Raw genomic sequence first — 20,010 nt, 5'->3', positions numbered from 1 at the left:
GCATCCGGAGCGTTGACCTTGCCTGTGTTCCAACGACGGCTGTGCGCGTGCGTGGCCGGTCTGGTGGTGCTGTTCGCCGGGATTCAGCCGGCGTCGGCGCATCCGTTCGGCGACCCGCAGACGGTCACGATCGCTGGGGACGGCCAGGTCGTGCACGTGCGGTGGAAGGTCGGCGGGCTTGACGATCTGACGCTACTCGGCGTCGCGCTCGGCGTACTTCCGCGGGACCGGGTGATGATGGACGGCGCGGTGATCTTCGAGCCGGCGGACTCGGTGGCGATCGGACCGTCGTCCAAGTTCACCGACTATCTGTTGCGGCAGATCACGGTGGCCAGCCGCGGGCGCCAGTGCACAGGGTCCGTTCAGCCGCCGGGGGACGTGGCCAAGACCGGTGTCGCGATCGACTACTCCTGTCCCGGGCCGCTGGGTGCGGTGTCGGTGACGGTGAAGACGCTGACCGATCTCAACCCGGCGTACAAGACACTCGCCACCGGACCGAACGGTGCACGTGCGGTGTACGGCGACGGCGACGACAGCCACGAGTGGACGCTGGGAACGGCGACCGCCTCAGGTGTCGGGCGAAGTGCTGCCGTGCAGCTCGGTGCCGTGGTCGGTGGGGCGCTGCTGCTGACCGTCGCCGCGGCAGTCGGCGTCCGGCGCGTCAGGCGGCGGAGTCCGGCATGAGCCTGACCGATCAGCTCGAGGGCTTCCTGCATTCGCCGGGCGTGCCGCCGCTCGCCTTCGTGCCGGCGTTCGCCGCGGGAGCAGGGCATGCAGTGATGCCGGGGCACGGGAAGAGTCTGGCGGCTGCGTACCTCGTGGGGGAGCGGGGGCGTGTTCGGGATGCCGCCTGGCTGGGTGGATCGGTGGCGGTGATGCATACGTTGAGTGTGCTGATCATCGGAGTGGCGTGGACGTTCCTTTCACTTGCTGACTTCCTTCAGATGGAGCAGGTCACCACCGCGTTGCAATTGGTAGGTGGCTTGCTCGTGGTGATGACCGGGCTTTGGTTGCTCAGGCGCCATACCCACAAGGGACATGGACATGGACATGGACACGGCCACGGGCATGGACATGGGCATGCGGAGACGTCGCGGCCCGGGCTGTTCCTGCTCGGGATCTCCGGCGGCCTGACCCCGTCGCCGTCCGCGTTCCTCGTGCTCGTGGCCGGCCTCTTCCTCGGCCGCGCCGGCTTCGCGCTCCTGCTCGTGATCACGTTCGGCCTCGGCATGGCCGTGGTGCTGTTCGGCGTCGGCCTGCTCGCGGTCGCGGGCAGCACAGTCGTCGTACGCGGCGGTCAGTCCCGCCACCTGCTGCAGCTCGCCACCCGTGTGGCACCCCTTCTCGCCGCCACCGGCATCACGCTGGCCGGCGTCGTCATGACCGCGCTCGCCGCGATCCATCTCACCGCCTGAGGAGAAACATGACCCACCGACTGCGCACAGGCTGGAGACGGTTGCGCACCGTCTCGGTCCTGGTGGCGGTTGCGCTCGTCGCCGGCTCCGGCGCCGCGATCATCTCGACGACCTCCGGCGCGGAGGCGGCCGCCGCGGCCGAGTCGACCGGCGCACCCGCGCTCAACCTGCACGACGGTCAGACGCTGGAGGGTACGACGACCGTCACCGCCGAGCCGACCGCGGAGAACGACTCGGTCGTCGCGCTGAAGGTCGACGGCCGGCAGATCGACGCGGACAAGACCGCCGGTACGGCGCACTTCGCGTTCGACATGGGCGGCAACGGCGCCGAAGCGCGGTACCACAACTACATCACCGTCAACGGCCGCACCGATCGCGTCTACTTCCCGGACATCGCGGGCGGGCTCAACGGCCGCCTCGACCTGCCCGGCGACTGGCTGCGTACCGGCGTCAACACCGTCACCGTGCACGCCGGCGCGGCCTGGGTCGACACGACCAACACCGCCGCCGTCGGCTACGACGTACTGCCGTACGGCGAGGGCGGCCGCTGCCCGAACTACGACGACTTCCCGCTGAGCAGCATCAGCCTGAGCCTTCTCGGCGTGGCGATCGACGGCGAGCAGAACGACTTCAGCTACAGCTTCGGCGACGGAACGTGCGGCACTTCGAAGCACCTCCTCACGCAGGACCTCACCTTCGTCCTGTCCGGCGAGGCCGGCAGCACGGCGGGACTCCGCAAGGACCTGGATACGACGCAGCTCGGCAACGGCGAGCACACGATCGCCGCGACCACCGCGTCCGGCGCGACCACGATCGCCACCATCCAGGTCAACAACGCCCCGGCCGGCGCCGCCAAGCTGACTCCGGCGGACGGGACCCTGGTCAAGGGTGAGCAGCCGGTGATCGCCGCCGTACCGGTCGGCAGTCAGGGCGGTGTCGAGTCGCTCGCGATCGACGACAAGCCCGCGGAGAACGCCGAGAGCCTGGCCACGGGGACGGCGACCTTCGGCGTCACGGTCGAGGCGGGCAACTCGGTCGAAGCGCGGTACCACAACTACTTGCTTGTCAACGGCAACCGTGTCGACCTCGGTGGCGACTACGGCGTGAGCGGCGCGGAAGCCGCGTCGATCAAGCTCCCGCAGCGCTTCCTGAAGTCCGGCGACAACGTGGTCCAGGTGAAGACCGGCGACTACAACGGCACGCTGAACGGCGCGACCTGCGCGAATCACGACGACTTCAAGCTCAGTACGCCGAACCTCGCGCTGAGCACCTCGGGATCGATCACGCGCGGTACGACGTACCTCCTGACCACAACCGGTTCGACCACCACGAAGGCCGAGACGACCGACGCGATCCTGGCGCTCGGCGACGGCACGTGTGGTCCGAACAAGGAGGCCGAGTTCCACTTCACGATCGCGGATGCGCCGACCACCAAGACCGTGGACACCTTGGGGAGCGGGGGCGACGCCCACCTGAAGGTGTTCATCGGCGGGAACGGCTCGGACAACGGCTACGACAACAAGGTGCGGATCAATGGCATCCCGCTGGACCTCGGCGTCTGGGAGAAGGAGACCGCGGACCTGACCTTCCCGAACGAGTGGCTCGTCCCTGGTGTGAACGTGCTCGAGTTCGTGGCCGGCACCGACCACGGCAGTGCGAAGCCCGGCGGTTGTGACAACTACGACGACTTCACGCTCCGGGACTTCGAGCTGGCCCCGAGCGGTGCGAATGCCACGCAGCTGACCAAGGAAGTTGCCGAGAGCAACGTCACGATCGGCTCCGCGACGTACCCGGCCGGTACGCCGGTCACGGTCTACCTGGGCGACGGCACCTGTGGCAGCAGCTTCAACGCCGCACTACGCAAGACGATCCTGTTCGACGTCACCGGCGCGGCGCTCGGCCGGCGCGCGGATGTCGACACCACCGCGATCGCGGACGGCGCGCACACCATCGAGGCCGTCGTCGGCGACAAGACCGCGACCCGCCGGTTCACCGTCGACAACACCGCTCCGGTGGTCGAGAGCAGCGTCCCGGCCGAGGGCCAGCGGCTCACGTCGACCGTGGCGCTGATGGTCAGCGTCAAGGATGCGTCGGCCATCGCGGGTACGCCGGTGATCACGCTCGACGGCACCGTGGTCAAGCAAGGCGATCAGATCGGTCACGGCCTGCCGGCCGGCACCCACACGATCGCGGTGACCGCGGCCGATGCCCTCGGCAACACGGCCACCCGGGAGATCCACTTCACCAGTGCGAGCATCCCCGACGTCCCGACCGACCTCGCGGCAACAGTCACCGGCGTGAACGAGCAGGCGGCCGCGCTGTCTGCGAAGATCCCGGGGGAGGACGGCGTACCGCTGACGGCGACGTTCACGAAGGCGGACGTGGTCATCCCGTCCGCCGGCTACCAGGGCGAGGCGGCCGCGGTGCCGACCACGCTCGACGTCGCGCACGATCAGAACGTCAAGGTCGACTCGTTGCGCCCGCTGGACGGCGAGACGATCGACACGGCCTCGGGTCGCGACGTGGTGTTCCAGCGCTACGACCTCGACCTCGGCGCCAAGGGAAGTACGCCGACCCTGCGCTGGGAGGGCACCGTCGACCCGAAGCGCGTGGTGGCGCTGCGGGTCTGGGATCCCGTCGGGAAGAAGTGGGACGCGCTCACGAGTGGCCGCGGTCAGGCCGGGCCGAGCACGGTGCTCACCACTCAGGTCGCCGGCCAGTACCGCGACGGCGCCGTCGTCCACGTGCTGGTGACCGGCGAGGACCCGTTCGCCGATGACCTCTCCCCGCGGGACGCGTCGGCGCAGAACGACAAGGATCACTTCGAGGACCCGGCGTCGTACGACTTCTCGATCGCGCACTTCACCGACACGCAGTACCTCACCGAGGGTGCGGCCGGTGGCACGTACGACGACTGGGACGGCGTCAAAGAGCCGAGTGACGTGATGACCGCCGAGGAGCAGGCGATCTGGGCGGCGGCGTACCGCAACGAGGTGCAGTGGATCGCGGACAACAGCGCGGGCCGCAAGATCTCGTACGCCGCGCACACCGGCGACATCATCGAGAACGACTACTACGACCCGCTGGCGAAGAACCCGGACGGCTCGCTGCAGCGGCCCGGCCTGAGCGAGGAGGTCGACAAGGAACTGGCACTCGCGTCCGGCTACCAGGCGATCCTGGACAAGAAGGGCGTGATCAACCAGGTCATCGCCGGGAACCACGACAACCAGCTCGGCGCGGAGACCGGACCGGACTCCCGGTTCAGCAAGATGTTCAGCGCCGACCGGTACCGCGAGGTGTCGAAGGCGTGGCCGGCCGGTGCCGAGTACCACGCGTGGGACGAGAAGGTGAACGCGGACGGCTCGATCACTCCGGGCAAGGACAACCAGAACAACTACGTCCTGTTCTCGGCCGGCGGTCTGGACTTCGTCGCGGTCGGTCTGTCGTACGGCGTGACGCCGGAGGAAGCGAACTGGGCGGCCTCGATCTTCAAGCGGTACAAGGATCGCAACGGGATCCTGCTCTCGCACGACTACCTGCGCCCGTCGACGAACCCGGACGGCCGGGACACCGGCTTCTCCACACCGGACGGCTCGCCGCTGTACAAACAGGTCGTCGAGAACAACCCGAACGTCTTCCTGGTTCTCGCCGGTCACGAGCACGGCGTCGGTACCAACCTGAAGACCAAGGTCGGCGTCACCGTCGCGCACGACGTGGTGGAGCTGCTCGCGGACTACCAGTTCTACACAGTGCCGGCCGGTGAGCTGTGGCCCGGACTGGTCGATGCCGCCGGCAACATCGACGTCAACGGCGACGGTACGCCGGACCACAAGGCGACCGACCGGCTGCAGTTCGGGGCGAGCTTCCTGCGGCTGCTGCAGTTCGACGTGAAGCGTGCCGAGATGCACATCGACACGTACTCGCCGTTCCTGAACAACTTCGGGGCGACCGAGTACGACATCCGCCAGGACGGCAGCCAGACCAAGCCGCGGTACAACGGTGCGGAGGACAACCTGACGCTGCCGGTCGACCTGACCACCCGCAAGACGTCGTTCTCGACCGATTCGCTGGCCGCTTACGTGCCGACCGGTGTGATCGGGACCGACAGCGTGGTCGCCAACGGCACCGCGAGTACGACGTGGTCCGGGCTGTCGCCGGCGACGTCGTACGCGTGGATCGTCTCGGCGAAGAGTGCGGACGACGGTGTCGCGGTGACGCAGCCGGCCGTGTTCCGGACCCGCAAGGGTCAGCCTGTGGTGACCGTGACCGCGGCGCCGGTCGAGTGGGGTACGGTGGCCAAGGTCACGGTCAACGTGACCGCGGGCGGCCTACCGGTGACGGGTACCGTCGAACTCCGCGAAGGCACCAAGGTCCGCGGTACTGCGCCGGTGTCCGCGGGCAAGGCGACGTTCTCGCTTCCGGTCGGTCTTGCCGTGGGCAACCATGCGCTGACCGCTGCATACTCGGGAAGCGACACCTTCGAACCGGCCCAGGGAGCGGCCACGCTGACGGTCAACCTGCCGCCGGCCTGGAACGCGAAAACGCTCTATCGCGCCGGAGCGAAGGTCGCGTACCAGGGCAAGCCGTACGAAGCGGCGTGGGCCAGCGTCCTGCTCCCGCCAGGCGACGCGTACGGCGCCTGGCAGGAGCTCGCGATGACGGAGGACGGTACGGCGATCTGGACGTCGTCCCGGATCTTCGACACCGGCGATGTGGTCGTCTACAAGGAGAAGAAGTACCGCGCCAAGTGGTGGACCCGGAACCAGCCGCCGGGATCGCCGTACGGTCCGTGGACTCCTATCAGTTGACCGTGACCGTCTGACCCAGGTCGTTGTAGCCGGTGGCCGGCTGCCAGGTTCCGTTGTTGGCGAGACGTACGGCGTACACCGAGTTGTACGTCTCGCTGGAACCCGGCAGTCGGGCCTGGGACTGGAGTTTCGGATCGGCGATGTTGAGCAGCAGCTTGTACTTGCCCGGCACCGGCGGTGCGGGGACCTTGAGGTTGAGGGTGGTAGTTGTACCGGCGCCCCAGCGGCGGGGGTCGGCGGGGACGTTCACCTTGAAGGTGTGCTTGTCGTTCTGGAAGACCAGCTGCACCTGCCGCGGGTTGTACGGCGCGGCCCAGCCGTCGTTGCGGATCTGCAGGTTGACCCGGACATCACCGCGCGGCCGGGCCTTGTCCGTGTAGGTGCCCTGCACCAGCGCGAACCGGTAGCCCAGCTTCTGCTTGGCGGTCGTGAGGTTGTCGCCCCAGGTATCCAGGACGTCCCGGTTGTATTCGATGTTCAGGAACGAGAAGTGCAGTCGTGCCATCTCGGCCGACGCCGAATCCCAGTCCGATCGTGGTGAGTTCACCGCGCAGGTCTCGCCGCCCTCGGGCACGTAATTGGTGTCCTGGGCAACGAAATCCTTGTCGAGCTCGACCGGGTCGCTCAGGTACGTGCCGAAGTCGTCCGGGCTGGCCAGGAAGCAGTCGTTGTGCTGGCCGATCCGCGCCACCGCAGAGCCGTTGTACGCCTGCTGCGCGGTCAGCCCGCCCGCGGTCCCGGTCGGTACGCCGTACATCCGCTGCTTCATGTACGGCGTCCGCACCTGGACCATCCTGTCCTTCGGCAACGCCTGAAGCAGTGCGTCGATCACTGCCTTACGGTCGGCCCAGTTCTGGTCCGAGACCTGGCTCGGGTCCGCCGGGTCGGAGAAGTAGTCGGTGTAGTAGCCCTCACCCCAGAGCCCGACGAAGCCGGACTGGACGACGGCGATCATGTCGGAGTTCGCCCGCAGGATCGGAGCGAGTTGCTTGATCTGCTTGACGACCCGGGACACCGGAGCGTCCCCGTACGGGGTCGGTGGCGGCCAGCCGTCGCCCGGCAGGGCGTAGGCGAAGCGGACGATCATCTTGACTCCGGCCGCGCGGGCGGTGGCGAAGTCGGCCTTGACCAGGTCGAGGTAGTGCTGGTCGATCACGTCCTGCTTGGCGAACTTCTCCAGGTAGAAGATCCGGAGGATCTGCGTGATGTTCTCCTGCGTCCGGAAGTTCCGCAGGGAGGTCAGGTCGAGTGGCACGTAGCCGGAGCCGTCGGCCCGGTAGTGCGTCTCCTCGTGGTGGTAGAACCCACGCTCCTGGTTGGCGATCACCTCGTCGGACGCGACGTAGGTGCGGGTGGTGGTGGTCGGTTCGTTGTGCGCCATCGCCGACTGGGCCGGTAGCAACAGGCCGAGCGAGGCGAGAGCTGCAGCAAGCCGTCTCATGCGGAGTCTCCTAGCTAGCTGACGGTGAGGGTGTGCAGGAGCGAGTTCATTCCGCTCGCGGCGTCCCAGGTGCCCTGGTTCGCGAGACGGATCGAGTACTCGGGGCGGGTGGACAGGAGTGGATCCGGCAGGTTGAGCAGCAAGGCGTAGGAGCCTGCCGGAAGATTCGCGGGCAGCGTGAGGGTCTGCGACACGGTGGTCGACGCGCCGGCTGTCCAGCGGCGTGGGTCGGAGCTCATCGCGAGCTGGTAGTTCGTGCCGGTCGACGTGTTCCGCAGGACCAGCTCGAGGTTGCGCGGGTTGAACGGCGTCGCGTAGCCGTCGTTGTGGACGGTCAGCGACACGGGCAGGCTGCCGCCGGGTGCGGCGGTCGCCGGATAGGTGCCGGTCTCCAGGCGGAAGCGGTATCCGAGTTTCTTGGTGACGTCGGTGAGGCAGCCGCCGGTGTTCCAGGAGTTCAGTACCGTGGGCTCGTAGTCGGTGTTCAGGAAGGACCAGTGGAACTGGGCGAGCTCGCCGGTGGCCGTCGGGCAGGTGGACCGCGGTGGGTTCGAACCACACGTCTCACCACCCATGGCGACGTACGTCGTCTCCGCCTGGAGGTACGGGTACTCGACCGCGGTGTTCTCGTAGGTGCCGAAGTCGTCGGGACTGGCCAGGAAGCAGTCGTTGTGGTGACCGAGCCGGGAGAGCGCCGAGCCGTTGTACGCGTCGGCCGACTGCACCGGAGTGGTCGAGTACATCGTCCGCTTGAACTTCGGCGTCCGCAGCTGCACCATCCGGCTCGACGGCACGACACTGAGCAGCTTGTCGGTCACGGCCTTGCGGTTGGCCCAGTCGGTCGTCGTGATCGTGCCGGCGTTGCCGAAGTTCTGCGTGTAGTACCACTCACCCCAGGCTCCGATCAGCCCGGCCTGCACGACCGCGATGACGTCCTTACCGGCACTCAGGTACGGCGCCAACTGGTCGAGGTGCGCGAGGACACGGGCCTTGGTCGCGTCGTCGCCGGCGGTCGACGTCGTGTAGGCGAACCGCAGGACCATCTTGAGACCGGCCGCACGGACGGTGTCGATCTGCTGCTGCAACTGGTCGAGCGCCGCCTGCGCGATCGGGCCGTTCTTGTACTCGGCCAGGTAGAACACGCACATCACCAGCGAGATGCCCTGGCTGGTCCGGTAGTTCTGCAGGGTGGTCTGTGAGAAGTCGGCTTTGTCGCAGTCGCCGGTGTGGTGGTAGAAACCGCGCTCCGGGTTGGCGAAGTTGTCGGTCGACGCTGTGTACGTCACCGTGCTCCCGGACCCGCCGCCCCCGCTGTAGACGTGGGTGTACTTGCTCGCCGTCTCCAGCGGCGATTCGACCTGGAAGATCAGGTCGGCGTCGTTCGGGGAAGCGCTCTCGCCGAGATCCGCGCGGTTCACGGTCCACCGCGCGACCGCGCCCGTACCGGAGAAGGTGACTGTGCGTACGAGCGACCAGCTCCAGCCGGTGCCCGTGTGCTGGTACAGGCTGCCGTTCTCCAGCAAGTAGTCGGCGCCCGTACCGCCCTGGGCGAAGCCGGTCGCGGCGTTCCGGTCGGTGTCGACGTACACGCGGAGGTACTGCGGGGAGCCGGTGTAGGAGAACTGGTAGCTGACAGTGGTCGAGGTATTGGTCGCCGAGCCGGCGCTGATCGTCGCGCTGGCGGGGGAGACCACCATCAGCGCCGCGAGCAGCGCGCCGGCGACCACGCCGGTGCGTAATCGGAGGGAACGCGGGACGGGACGCATAGTGGTTCCTCTCGCTGGGCGGGCGATGGGAATAATCATGGAGTCCAGGAAAACTATGTCAAGGCTTCAGACCCGGAGGAAAAGCGTGGGAGAGGCCAGGTCGGGTCCGTTGTAGAGCGTGGAGTCGACCTCTTCGAGGGCCAGCCGGACCGCCCCGAGGGCCACGCCGAGGTCCGCGAAGGCCGAGACCCGGATCTCGGGAGTACGCAGGCACCAGCGGTCCAGCTCCCGTCGGAGCGGTTCAACCAGTACGTCGGCCGACCGAGAGAACCCGCCGCCGATGACGACGAGCTCGGGGTCGAGGGTGAGGACGAGCGCGGACGCGCCGACCGCGATGTCCCGGACGTAACCGCGGACCGCTCGCATCGCTTCCCGGTCGCCGTCCCGGGCGGCCAGGAAGACGCGCTCGACCTCCTCGCCGGAGCCGAGCCAGCCGCGCAGGTGCTCGGGCGCCCGGAGCCAGCCGGCCGCGGGCAGTGCGCCGATCTCGCCCGACCAGTTGGCGAAGCCGCGGTGCAGTTTCCCGTCGATGATCAGGCCGGCACCGGTGCGCAGCCCGGCCAGCAGGAACACCACGTCCTTGGCGTACCGGGCGACGCCGTGCCAGGTCTCGGCCAGGGCGGCGAGCTTGCAGTCGTTCTCCACGCGGACCGGCCCGGAAACCAGCCGACGCAGGTGCGCGGCCAGCTCGACTCCGGTCCACTCGGGCAGCGAGTCCGACAGCATGACTTTGCCCGTGCCGTCGACGAGCCCGGTGGTCGCGACCCCGGTCGACCAGATCTGGCCGGCCTTGACTCCAGCGCCGGCCAGAGCGGTGGCCACGCATTCGTCGAGCCCGGCCAGCCGCTCGCGGCGACCGGCTTCGGGGGACACCGCGATCCGGGCCTGGCTCAGCACCTCGCCCTCGAGATCGGTGACCAGGGCAAGGACCTTGTGTCCGCCGACGTCGACGCCGAGGAGCCGGCCGGCCTCGGCGTGGAACCGGTAGCGCCTGGCCGGGCGGCCGACCGTGCCCTCGGCCGGGGACACCTCGGACACCCAGCCGCGCCCGAGCAGATCCCGGGCGACGTCCTCGGTCGAGGCCCGGGACAGGCCGGTCCGCTTCGACAACTCCGTCAGGGTGAGCGGCCGGTCGCCGCGCAGTGCCCGCAACACGGTGGCCGCGTTGAGCTGCCGCAGCCGGGACAGGTCACCACCGGTGGGCTCGTGGGTCATCGCGGTCCTCGGTGAAGTCGTGGTGCTCAGGGAGTCGGGATCCGTCACTTAATCATGGACTCCCGAATAACTATAGATGCGCCACGACACCGGCGCGCCGAAGCCTCTTTACAGCCGTTGACAACGTTGTACTGTGGTGCGGCGGTTGGCCGAAACGTTTCCGAATGAGGAGGACCAAGGTGTCGAAACCGCTCAAGATCGCGGCCCTGGGATTCTGGCACGTGCACGCGGGCGACTACTCGAGGCAGGCGCAGGAGCATCCGGGAACGGAGCTGGTCGCCGTCTGGGACGACGACGCCGAGCGCGGTCAGGCCGGCGCCGACCGGTTCGGCGTGGAGTTCACCGGCGATCTCGACGCGCTGCTGGCGCGCGAGGACCTCGACGGTGTCACGATCACCACCGCCACGAACGAGCATCGCGACCTGATGGTGAAGGTCGCGCAGGCCGGCAAGCACATCTTCACCGAGAAGGTACTCGCGCCGACGGTGGCCGAGGCCGAGGAGATCGTCGCCGCGACCGACGCGGCCGGGGTGAAGCTGACGGTCTCGCTGCCGCGCCTCGCACACGGTTACACGCTGGCGATCCGCGAGGTCATCGACAGCGGAAAGCTCGGGCAACTGACGTACGGCCGGGTCCGGCTCTCCCACAACGGCGCGATTCCGAAGGATGGAGTCGAGGGCTGGCTGCCACAACGGTTCTTCGAGCCCAAGACGGCGATCGGCGGCGCGCTGACCGACCTGGGCTGCCACCCCGTCTACCTGACGCAACTGTTCCTCGGCTCCACGCCGGACACGATCAATGCGACGTACCGCTCGGTGGCCGGCCGTGGCCTGGAAGACAACGCTGTCGTGGTGGTCGGGTACGGCGACCAGAAGATCGGCGTGATCGAGGCCGGCTTCGCGAGCCAGAACCCGTTCACGATCGAGCTCTTCGGGACCGAGGGGACGCTGACCTACACCGACGCCGGCAACGTCCTGACGGTGAACGGCGAGCAGGTTTCGGTGCCAGAGCACGGCAAGGACCCGTTCGCGCAGTGGGTCGACCACATCAATGACGGCACCCGGGCCGACGAGAACATCGCCCGCGCCGTCGAGCTGACCCGGCTGGTGGTGGCCGCCAACGACGCCGCCGACGCCGGACGCGCCATCGCCTACAGCCGAGGAGACTTGTGATGATCAAGGTTGGGCTCATCGGCGGCGGCGGGATCGCGTCCGCTCATATCAAGGGTTACCGCGCGCACGCCGACAAGATTCGCATCACCGCGGTCGCCGACGCCGTCGAGGAGACGGCCAAGGCGCGTGGCGAGGAGCTGGGCGCCACGCCGTACACGGACTATCGCGAGATGCTCGCGAACGAGGACCTCGACGCGGTCGACATCTGCCTGCCGCACCATCTGCACCGCGACGCCATCGTCGCGGCCGCGGAGGCCGGTCGGCACATCCTCTGTGAGAAGCCGCTCTGTCTCACCGCGGACGAAGCCGCGGATGTGCGGGCAGCAGTGACCGAGCACGGCGTCACGCTGATGTGCGCGCACAACCAGCTGTTCATGCCGACCGTGGCCAAGGCCAAGGAGCTGATCGAGGCCGGCACGATCGGGACCGTGTACGAGGTCCGCACCACCGACAGCTTCTACAACAACTTCGACCCGAGCTCGATGGGCTGGCGGGCCAGCAGCAAGACGAGTGGTGGTGGCGAGCTCATCGACACCGGGTACCACCCCACCTATCTGATGCTGCACCTCGCCGGCGGCCTGCCGGTCGAGGCGACCGCGATGCTCTCCACGCACCGGTTGAAGTTCATGGAGGGCGAGGACTCCGCGCAGGTCCTGATCAGGTTCGACAACGGCGTCGTCGGCCAGATGGTGACCAGCTGGGCCTATCAGCCGGCCACCTCCACCGAGCGCTTCTCCGCCGTCGGCGAGCTCGGCTCACTGCACAGCGACGGTACGTCGTTGTCGTACCGGCTCCGGTCGGGTGAGACCGAGAGCTTCGAACTCGAGTCCGTCGACACCTTCGTCGCCGAGATCGGCCACTTCGCCGAATCCCTGCGCACCAAGTCCCGGCCGATCCACACCGAGGAAGAGGGCATCGCCGTCCTGGGCATCCTCCTGGCCGCCTACGAAGGCTCCCGCTCGAAGACGATCGCGCCGGTGCTGAAGGTCTAGCTCCCTTCTGTGGTCCGGGCGGTTCGGAAGTAGAAGTCCGCGGACAGGTCCTCCAGCAGGCCCGGGTACGTCGGGTGCCAGTCGAGCAACTCGCTGGTCCGGGCGGCGGATGTCGGGTTGTCGATCCCGGCGAACGCCGCCAGGAAGCCGATGTACTCGGGCGCCTGCTCGGGGGTGATCGAGCGGGCGGGCACATCGACCCCGCGGCCGATCGCCTCAGCGATCCGGAGTAGCTCCACGCCTTCGGCGACCGCGTGCAAGCGGGTACCGGCGGGGGCTGACTCCAGGGCGAGCCGGTAGAGCCGAGCGGCATCGAGGGTGTGCACCGACGACCAGCGATTCGTGCCGTCGCCGATGTACGCCGAGAAGCCGTTGCGGCGGGCGAACGTGATCAGGGACGGGACGAAGCCGGTGGTGTCGAGTGTGCTGTGGACGATCGGCAGCCGGACGACCGATGACCGGATGCCCTTGGCGGCCAGGTCGATGACGAGGTTCTCCGCGTCGATGCGGTAGCCGCCGGGCAGGGTGTCGTCCTCGGTGCCGGTCCGGCCGAGGTTCGCCCGCGCGAGCAGCCCGGTGCCCGACGTACCGACGAGTGGTTTGTCCGTGCCGGCCAGGGCGTCCGCGATCGCTCGTACCGCAGTCAGGTCGGTCTCGGCCGCGCCGGTGAAGTCACCGGCCACCATCGCTTCGTGCCGGAACGCGAGGTGGATGACGCCGTCAGACGCCTCGGCCGCGGCGCGCAGACCGTCGAGATCGTCGAGGTCGCCGCGAACCACGTCAGCACCCCACTCGGTGAGGCGAGCCGCGGAAGCGTCCGAGCGAGCCAGGCCGGCTACCGAGTGACCGTGCTGGAGGAGCTCCGGGACGACTGCGGAGCCGAGGTGTCCCGAGGCTCCGGTGATGAACACGCGCATGATGCTGTTCCCTTCGTGATGTCAGTCAGTGACATCACCATGCTACATCCGGTGATGTCAGTCAATGACATCAGCTAGGATCGAGCCCATGGCACGGTGGGAACCAGACGCGGCGGGACGGCTGCGGGAGGCGGCGATGGCGCTGTACGCCGAGCGCGGGTACGACAACACGACCGTCGCCGAGATCGCGGACCGGGCCGGAGTGACCGCGCGGACGTTCTTCCGGCACTTCTCCGACAAACGCGAGGTCCTGTTCGCCGGCTCCGAGGAACTCGAGCGGGTCATGGTCGAGGCGCTGACCGCCGCACCGGAGTCCGCGACACCGATGGAGGCTGTTGCGGCCGCCGTACTCGCGTCCGGCGACTTCTTCGACGATCTCCGCCGGGACTATTCCCGCCGGCGCCAGGTCGTGATCACGGCGACTCCCGAACTCCGCGAGCGTGAGCTGATCAAGCTGGCCTCGCTCACCACCGCTTTCACCGCGGCGCTGCGGAGCCGAGGTGTCAGCCCGGACGTCGCGGCGCTGGCGGCGGAGACCGGCGTCGCGGTCTTTCGGGTGGCGTTCGAACGCTGGATCACCGAGCCGGAGGGCGTCTCCCTGGCGGACGTCATCCGGTCCACCCTGACCACGCTGTCCGGCCTTACTGCCTGACGCCCTCCGCGGCATTGAGCCAGGACACGATCCCGGCGAGGGCCACGCAGGTGGCGGTCAGGAGAGCGATCGTGACGGCCGAGCCGACCAGGGGAGTGCCGAGCGGAAGCAGGAGGAGCGTCACGATGGCGGGAATCGCAGCGCCGAGATGGAGGGCCGGCGTCGACGAGATGAACGTGTGCACAATCCACAGCATGCCGATGAAGACGGCGACCGGGATCGCGACGGCGTAGCTCACGCCGGTCGGCGAGATGTGCAACTCGTGCCCGGTCTGCTCGACAGCGACCTCCAGGCCGGCCCCGAGAGCTCCGAGCGCGGCGAAGATGAAGTAGTGGCCGTAGCCCCAGCGGTACGAGCCCTCGCGCCGGTTGGCCAGTCCCGGACCGGCCGGATGGAGGAAGTACAGCCACCAGAGCGCGAACACCATCACCAGACCGCTCGCGGCGACCGTGATCAGTTCGGCGCTGACCTGGGTCGCCTCGAGAGCTCGGCGTACGCCGTTGGTCGCGGCGAGGATCGTCTCGCCGAGCAGGATGATCGTGAACAGCCCGTAGCGCTCGGCGATGTGGTGCGGGTGCCAGTTGGTGGTGCTGGTTCGCTCGGCCCAGCGGGGGACCGACAGCTCGAGGGCGACGAGAATCAGGAAGCCGGCCAGCTGCGCGGACTCGTTGAGCAGGTCGCGTTCGCCCAGGTACACGCGCAGGATCCAGCCGACCTGCAGGACGCTGATGCCGAGGGCGTACCTGCGCGCCGTACGACGTCGTTCGGGGTCCTCGACACTCGCGCGCAGCCACTGGGCGACCAGCGCGAGCCGCATGATCACGTAGCCCACGAGCACCGTGCGATAGTCCCCGTGATCGGCGGCGGACGGGACTCCCGCGGCGAGGACGAGGACACCGGCCATCTGGACCATGGTGAGCAGCCGGTAGGGGACGTCGTCGGTGTCGTACGACGAGGCGAACCAAGTGAAGTTCATCCAGGCCCACCAGATCGCGAAGAACACCTGGAGGTACAACAGCAGACCGTCCGCGGCGTGGCCTTCGGCGATGGTGTGCGCGAACTGCTCGGTGGCCGCGGCGACCGCGACCACGAAGGTCAGGTCGAACAGCAGCTCGAGCTGGCTGGAGACCCGGTGCGGCTCGTCGATCGGCCGCGCGGTCATCCGGACCCGGATCCGGATCGAGGGGGCAGGGCCAGAGTCGGGCACGGGCGATTCCTTTCGGCGAGGCCTCTTCCTCTCTTATGACAGCGCAGGTCAGCGGCTTGTGACCAGGGCCTCGACCAGGCCGCTGTCACAAGCCGGGTCACTGCCCTGTCTTACCTGGTGACGGGCGGCAAGGGATGCCGTCGGCAACGAAAGGATTCTGGGATGAAGATCGTCGTGATCGGCGGCACCGGCCTGATCGGATCGAAGCTGGTGGCCAAGCTCACCGAGCACGGGCACGAGGCGGTGCCGGCCGCGCCGAGCACCGGCGTGAACACCCTCACCGGCGAGGGGCTGGCCGCCGTCCTGCAGGGCGCCGACACCGTGATCGACGTGGCGAACTCGCCGTCGTTCGAGGAGAAGGCGGTGATGGAGTTCTTCAAGACCTCGACCGGCAACGTACTCGCGGCCGAGGCCGAGGCCGGCGTCCGGCACCACGTCGGGATCTCGATCGTCGGCACCGAGCGGCTGCCGGAGAACGGGTACTTCCGGGCCAAGATCGCCCAGGAGGAGCTGATCAAGGCCTCCGGCATCCCGTACTCGCTGGTGCACGCGACCCAGTTCATGGAGTTCGTCGGCGCGATCGCGGACGAGGCGACCCAGGGCAACGAGGTGCACATCGCGCCGGTCGCGTGGGCGCCGATCGCGGCGCAGGACGTGGCGGCGATTCTCGGCCGGACCGCGGTGGGCGAGCCGCTGAACACCCGGATCGACATCGCCGGGCCGGACGAGTACCGGATGGACGAGTTCTTCCGCAAGGCGCTTGCCGAGCGCAACGATCAGCGCGAGGTCGTGACCGACACGCACGCCCGGTACTTCGGCTCGGAGCTGATCGAGCGCAGCCTGGTCCCGGTCGGCCCGGCCACTCTCGGTGAGCTGCACTACGACGAGTGGTTCGCGACGCAGTACATCGGGAAGTGAGCTCGATGAACGACGATCCGGTCCTGCGCGAGCTCGAGGTGGAGGTCGAGGCCGACATCGAGCTGAACGCGGCGGGGACGCCGCCCGACGACGAGATCGAGTCGCCTAGCGAGTGGCTGCTCGATCCGGTGGAGGTTCAGGAGGAGGCAGTCGACCTGCAGAGCCTGCGGGGGGCGATCGAGGCGCTGGAGGGTGATGATCCGGGAACGACCGTATCCTCAGCCTGACACTGGGACGGTGGGGATGGCGGAGGCGGACGACCTCGACGAGGCGGTCGCGATCTTCAACGAGGTGCGTCCGCGCCTGATGGGGATCGCGTACCGGATGCTGGGCAGTCACAGTGAGGCCGAGGACCTGGTGCAGGAGGTCTGGATGCGCTGGCAGGCCGCCGATCGCAGTGCGGTCGTCAGCCCGGTGGCGTACCTGTCGACCGCGGTGACCAGGCTCGCGATCAACGCGAGCCAGTCCGCCCGCGCTCGCCGGGAGACCTACATCGGCCCCTGGCTGCCCGAGCCGGTGGACACCAGCGCCGATCCGCTGCTGGGCGCGGAGCGCGGGGAGGCGTTGAGCTTCGCCGTACTGCTCGTGCTCGAGAGGCTCTCGCCCACCGAGCGGGCGGCGTACATCCTGCGCGAGGCGTTCGACTACCCGTACGACGAGCTCGCCGCCATCCTGCAGACCACCGAGGCGGCGGTGCGGCAGCTCGTCAGCCGGGCCCGCAAGCGCATCCGGGCCGAACGCCGTACCGAGATCAGTGGCACCCAGCAGCGCAAGCTGCTCACCGCCTTCGTCGCCGCGGCCCGCTCGGGCGATCTCGCCGCACTCGAACAGTTGCTGGCCAAGGACGCGATCAGCTACTCCGACGGCGGCGGCGCGGCCCGGGCCTCGCGCTTCCCGGTGGTCGGCAGGTTGCGGGTGGCGAAGTACCACCGTGCCTTCCATACCCGCTTCTGGGTCGGTGTCGAGGTCGAGTGGAGTACGGCGAACGACCGGGCGGTCGCGTTGCTCCGGCGCGACGGCGAGGTGTTCGCCGTCTGTACGGTGACCGCGTCGGCCGACGGGATCGATGAAGTGCTGTGGATGATGAACCCCGCGAAGCTCGCCGCCGTACCCGCCTGATCGAGCTGGAGGAAACGTGAGCTTCCGACTGAAGCGCGGGGACGAGTCGATCGTCCACGAGTTCGCGACGGCCTGCAGTGCGGGCAGTGTCGGTGCGCTACGGCGCATGCTCGCGCCCCAGGCGGTCGTGGTCAGCGACGGCGGCGGGCAGGTTGCGGCCGCCCCGCATCCGGTCCGCGGGGCCGATGCGGTCGCGCAGTGTGTGACCGAGTTGCTGAGCCTTCAGCCGGGTACGGCGCTGACCGTCCAAGCGGTGAACGGACAGGCCGGCGTGGTCCTGCGCCGGGCCGGTGCGGTCGTGGCTGTGGTGAGCCTGACTGTGACGGGCGCGAAGGTCGCGGCGGTGTGGATCGTGCTGAACCCGGACAAGCTCCGCCATTGGCTCTGACAGCCGGGAATGAACCCCCAGGTCCTGCGTGTTGACATGTCAACCTAGTATTTGAGGTGGCAACGCAGATGGGAGTGGGGAACATGGCCGACGTGGCCGACCTGGTGTTCGGGCTCGACACCTTCGGGGACATTCCGGTGGGTGACGACGACGCGCCGGTCTCGGATGCCGCGGCGATCCGGCACGTGGTCGAGGAGGCCGTTCTGGCCGACGACCTCGGTGTCGACGCGATCGCGCTCGGCGAGCACCACCGCCCGGAGTACTCGATCTCCACGCCGGAGACCGTACTGGCCGGGATCGCGACGCGGACGTCGCGGATCAAGCTCGGATCCGGCGTGACGGTGCTGAGCTCGGACGATCCGGTCCGGGTGTTCCAGCGCTTCTCCACCGTGGACGCACTGTCGAACGGACGGGCCGAGGTGATCCTCGGGCGCGGCTCGTTCACCGAGTCCTTCCCGTTGTTCGGCTACGACCTGGCCGACTACGACGTCCTCTTCGAGGAGAAGCTGCAGCTGTTCAGCCGGTTGCTCGACGAGAAGCCGGTCACTTGGGAAGGCACCACCCGGGCCGCCCTGGAGAACGCCGACGTCTATCCGAAGACCGAGTCCGGTCGTTTGAAGACGTGGGTCGGCGTCGGTGGCTCGCCGCAGTCCGTCGTACGTACGGCGTTCTACGGGCTGCCCTTGATGCTCGCCATCATCGGTGGCGCGCCGGACCGGTTCGCGCCGTACCTGGATCTGTACCGGAAGGCGGCGGAGCAGTTCGGCACGGTCGCACTGCCGGTCGGGATGCACTCGCCTGGCTTCATCGCCGACACCGACGACGAGGCCCGTGAGGTGTTCTACCCGCGGTACAAGGTGATGCGGGACCGGATCGGGGCGCTGCGCGGCTGGCCGCCGATCAAGCGACAGGAGTTCGACTCCGAGGTGGAGCACGGCTCGATGTACGTCGGTTCGCCGGAGACTGTCGCCCGCCGGATCGCCGACGCCGTTCAGACGCTCGGGGTCGGGCGGTTCGACCTGATCTACTCCGCCGGGCCGTTGCCGGTCAGTGCGCGGATGCGGGCGGTCGAGTTGTACGGCACGAAGGTGATCCCGATGGTCCGCGAGATCCTCGCCGCGGAGGAGAAGTGACGATTGCCATTCTCGGTGCCGGGAAGGTCGGTACCGTTCTCGCGCGGCTCGCGGTCGCGGCCGGGTACCGGGTGCTGATCGCGGGATCCGGTGAGGTGTCGAAGATCGCGCTGATCGTGCAGGTCGTCACGCCCGGCGCGATCGCGACCACCGCGGCCGAGGCGGTCGCGGAGGCCGACGTGGTGATCCTGGCGCTGCCGCTCGGGAAGTACCGCACCATCCCCGCCGAGGAACTGCGCGGCAAGCTCGTGATCGACGCGATGAACTACTGGTGGGAGGTCGACGGCACCCGCGACGACCTCACCGATCCACGGACGTCGTCCAGCGAGATCATCCAGGACTTCCTGTCCGAGTCCCGAGTCGTCAAAGCCTTCAACCACATGGGCTACCACGATCTCGAAGAAGGCGCCCGCCCGCCGGGATCGACCGACCGCAAGGCGATCGCCATAGCCGGCGCCCCCGCCGCCGCGGCCGAGGTCGCCGAAATCGTCAACGCCCTAGGCTTCGACCCCGTCATCGCCGGCCCTCTCTGCGAAGGCATCCGCCTCCAACCCCACACCGAGATGTTCGGCGCCAACGCCCCCGCCGAAGAAGTCCGAACCCTCCTATCCCGCTACCCCACTACCCCTCACGCCCAAACCATCACTACTGCCCGAGCTGCGGCCGTCGGCGAAACCCGCACCACCGCCCGAGCTGCGGCCGTCGGCGAGACCCGCACCACCGCCCGAGCTGCGGCCGCCGGCGAAACCCGCACCACCGCCGAATCCGCGGCCTAACCCGCGCCGGCACCACCGCCGGCTCGGCCGCTCCGTCGTCGAACCCGACCCGCCCCGCCGGCCCGGAGCATCTGAGGGGTTACCCCTTGAG

Annotated in this window: 17 protein-coding genes; 12 read left to right on the top strand and 5 right to left on the bottom strand. The window is 68.5% G+C overall.

Annotated elements, in window-relative coordinates; translation table 11 throughout:
- Window positions 1-12 precede the first annotated feature (12 nt).
- Genes ACZ3HV_RS22225 through ACZ3HV_RS22215 form a run of 3 tightly spaced genes read left to right on the top strand, consistent with a single transcriptional unit; the run spans window position 13 to window position 6,223 of the window.
- On the top strand, window positions 13-684 hold the full coding sequence (locus tag ACZ3HV_RS22225) for a hypothetical protein (protein WP_465686879.1): 672 nt from the start codon (window positions 13-15) through the stop codon (window positions 682-684).
- Window positions 681-1,415: a cobalt transporter gene (locus tag ACZ3HV_RS22220; RefSeq protein ID WP_465686878.1), complete on the top strand. Its 735-nt coding sequence runs from the start codon at window positions 681-683 to the stop codon at window positions 1,413-1,415. The genes ACZ3HV_RS22225 and ACZ3HV_RS22220 overlap by 4 nt, the downstream gene beginning before the upstream one ends.
- 8 nt (window positions 1,416-1,423) lie before the next feature.
- Entirely contained in the window at window positions 1,424-6,223 is a 4,800-nt protein-coding gene (locus tag ACZ3HV_RS22215) for an Ig-like domain repeat protein (protein ID WP_465686877.1), read from the top strand.
- On the opposite strand, the gene ACZ3HV_RS22210 is transcribed toward ACZ3HV_RS22215, so the two are convergent.
- The 3 genes from ACZ3HV_RS22210 to ACZ3HV_RS22200 form a co-directional block, all read right to left on the bottom strand.
- Complete coding sequence (locus ACZ3HV_RS22210) at window positions 6,216-7,664, bottom strand: DUF4832 domain-containing protein (RefSeq protein ID WP_465686876.1); 1,449 nt, start codon at window positions 7,662-7,664, stop codon at window positions 6,216-6,218. The two genes, ACZ3HV_RS22215 and ACZ3HV_RS22210, sit on opposite strands and share 8 nt — an antisense overlap.
- Before the next feature lie 14 nt (window positions 7,665-7,678).
- Window positions 7,679-9,430: a DUF4832 domain-containing protein gene (locus ACZ3HV_RS22205; protein ID WP_465686875.1), complete on the bottom strand. Its 1,752-nt coding sequence runs from the start codon at window positions 9,428-9,430 to the stop codon at window positions 7,679-7,681.
- A 66-nt stretch (window positions 9,431-9,496) separates the two neighbouring features.
- Window positions 9,497-10,645, bottom strand: coding sequence for an ROK family protein (locus ACZ3HV_RS22200; protein ID WP_465686874.1), 1,149 nt, complete (start codon window positions 10,643-10,645; stop codon window positions 9,497-9,499).
- 179 nt (window positions 10,646-10,824) lie between these two features.
- On the opposite strand from ACZ3HV_RS22200, the gene ACZ3HV_RS22195 reads away from it, so the two are divergent.
- The gene (locus ACZ3HV_RS22195; RefSeq protein WP_465686873.1) at window positions 10,825-11,817 is read left to right on the top strand and encodes a Gfo/Idh/MocA family protein; all 993 of its coding nucleotides are present in this window, start codon (window positions 10,825-10,827) and stop codon (window positions 11,815-11,817) included.
- Entirely contained in the window at window positions 11,817-12,809 is a 993-nt protein-coding gene (locus tag ACZ3HV_RS22190; RefSeq protein WP_465686872.1) for a Gfo/Idh/MocA family protein, read from the top strand. Before ACZ3HV_RS22195 ends, ACZ3HV_RS22190 begins: the two co-directional genes overlap by 1 nt.
- On the opposite strand, the gene ACZ3HV_RS22185 is transcribed toward ACZ3HV_RS22190, so the two are convergent.
- Window positions 12,806-13,726 carry an SDR family oxidoreductase gene (locus tag ACZ3HV_RS22185; RefSeq protein WP_465686871.1) on the bottom strand — a complete coding sequence of 307 codons (921 nt, stop codon included), beginning with the start codon at window positions 13,724-13,726 and terminating at the stop codon, window positions 12,806-12,808. The two genes, ACZ3HV_RS22190 and ACZ3HV_RS22185, sit on opposite strands and share 4 nt — an antisense overlap.
- A gap of 88 nt (window positions 13,727-13,814) precedes the next feature.
- Between ACZ3HV_RS22185 and ACZ3HV_RS22180 the strand changes: the two genes are divergently transcribed.
- Window positions 13,815-14,378: a TetR/AcrR family transcriptional regulator gene (locus ACZ3HV_RS22180; protein ID WP_465686870.1), complete on the top strand. Its 564-nt coding sequence runs from the start codon at window positions 13,815-13,817 to the stop codon at window positions 14,376-14,378.
- Here the strand turns inward: ACZ3HV_RS22180 and ACZ3HV_RS22175 are convergent.
- Window positions 14,368-15,585: a low temperature requirement protein A gene (locus tag ACZ3HV_RS22175; protein ID WP_465686869.1), complete on the bottom strand. Its 1,218-nt coding sequence runs from the start codon at window positions 15,583-15,585 to the stop codon at window positions 14,368-14,370. The two genes, ACZ3HV_RS22180 and ACZ3HV_RS22175, sit on opposite strands and share 11 nt — an antisense overlap.
- Window positions 15,586-15,747: 162 nt before the next feature.
- Here ACZ3HV_RS22175 and ACZ3HV_RS22170 point away from each other — a divergent pair, with 162 nt between their 5' ends.
- The 6 genes from ACZ3HV_RS22170 (at window position 15,748) to ACZ3HV_RS22145 (ending at window position 19,919) form a co-directional block, all read left to right on the top strand.
- Window positions 15,748-16,503, top strand: coding sequence for an SDR family oxidoreductase (locus ACZ3HV_RS22170; protein WP_465686868.1), 756 nt, complete (start codon window positions 15,748-15,750; stop codon window positions 16,501-16,503).
- Between the two features lie 5 nt (window positions 16,504-16,508).
- Window positions 16,509-16,730, top strand: a complete 222-nt coding sequence (locus ACZ3HV_RS22165; RefSeq protein WP_465686867.1) for a hypothetical protein — start codon at window positions 16,509-16,511, stop codon at window positions 16,728-16,730.
- A gap of 16 nt (window positions 16,731-16,746) precedes the next feature.
- Complete coding sequence (locus ACZ3HV_RS22160) at window positions 16,747-17,622, top strand: RNA polymerase sigma-70 factor (protein WP_465687134.1); 876 nt, start codon at window positions 16,747-16,749, stop codon at window positions 17,620-17,622.
- 16 nt (window positions 17,623-17,638) lie between these two features.
- Complete coding sequence (locus ACZ3HV_RS22155; protein WP_465686866.1) at window positions 17,639-18,010, top strand: sigma-70 family RNA polymerase sigma factor family protein; 372 nt, start codon at window positions 17,639-17,641, stop codon at window positions 18,008-18,010.
- A gap of 68 nt (window positions 18,011-18,078) precedes the next feature.
- A complete protein-coding gene (locus tag ACZ3HV_RS22150) occupies window positions 18,079-19,143 on the top strand; it encodes an LLM class flavin-dependent oxidoreductase (protein ID WP_465686865.1) in 1,065 nt (354 codons plus the stop codon).
- Window positions 19,140-19,919: an NADPH-dependent F420 reductase gene (locus ACZ3HV_RS22145; RefSeq protein WP_465686864.1), complete on the top strand. Its 780-nt coding sequence runs from the start codon at window positions 19,140-19,142 to the stop codon at window positions 19,917-19,919. The genes ACZ3HV_RS22150 and ACZ3HV_RS22145 overlap by 4 nt, the downstream gene beginning before the upstream one ends.
- The last annotated feature ends 91 nt before the right edge of the window (window positions 19,920-20,010 follow it).

The organism is Kribbella sp. NPDC020701 (genome assembly GCF_055562215.1).
The sequence above is the reverse complement of the archived record's forward strand: the minus strand, read 5'-3'. Positions and strand labels throughout refer to the sequence as shown.

Excerpts from the sequence above, each read along its gene's own strand:
- ACZ3HV_RS22180 (WP_465686870.1), top strand. The coding sequence starts at position 13,815 with ATGGCACGGTGGGAACCAGACGCGGCGGGACGGCTGCGGGAGGCGGCG.
- ACZ3HV_RS22170 (WP_465686868.1), top strand. The coding sequence starts at position 15,748 with ATGAAGATCGTCGTGATCGGCGGCACCGGCCTGATCGGATCGAAGCTG.
- ACZ3HV_RS22165 (WP_465686867.1), top strand. The coding sequence starts at position 16,509 with ATGAACGACGATCCGGTCCTGCGCGAGCTCGAGGTGGAGGTCGAGGCC.
- ACZ3HV_RS22150 (WP_465686865.1), top strand. The coding sequence starts at position 18,079 with ATGGGAGTGGGGAACATGGCCGACGTGGCCGACCTGGTGTTCGGGCTC.
- ACZ3HV_RS22205 (WP_465686875.1), bottom strand. The coding sequence starts at position 9,430 with ATGCGTCCCGTCCCGCGTTCCCTCCGATTACGCACCGGCGTGGTCGCC.
- ACZ3HV_RS22220 (WP_465686878.1), top strand. The coding sequence starts at position 681 with ATGAGCCTGACCGATCAGCTCGAGGGCTTCCTGCATTCGCCGGGCGTG.
- ACZ3HV_RS22190 (WP_465686872.1), top strand. The coding sequence starts at position 11,817 with ATGATCAAGGTTGGGCTCATCGGCGGCGGCGGGATCGCGTCCGCTCAT.
- ACZ3HV_RS22200 (WP_465686874.1), bottom strand. The coding sequence starts at position 10,645 with ATGACCCACGAGCCCACCGGTGGTGACCTGTCCCGGCTGCGGCAGCTC.
- ACZ3HV_RS22160 (WP_465687134.1), top strand. The coding sequence starts at position 16,747 with ATGGCGGAGGCGGACGACCTCGACGAGGCGGTCGCGATCTTCAACGAG.
- ACZ3HV_RS22215 (WP_465686877.1), top strand. The coding sequence starts at position 1,424 with ATGACCCACCGACTGCGCACAGGCTGGAGACGGTTGCGCACCGTCTCG.
- ACZ3HV_RS22185 (WP_465686871.1), bottom strand. The coding sequence starts at position 13,726 with ATGCGCGTGTTCATCACCGGAGCCTCGGGACACCTCGGCTCCGCAGTC.
- ACZ3HV_RS22210 (WP_465686876.1), bottom strand. The coding sequence starts at position 7,664 with ATGAGACGGCTTGCTGCAGCTCTCGCCTCGCTCGGCCTGTTGCTACCG.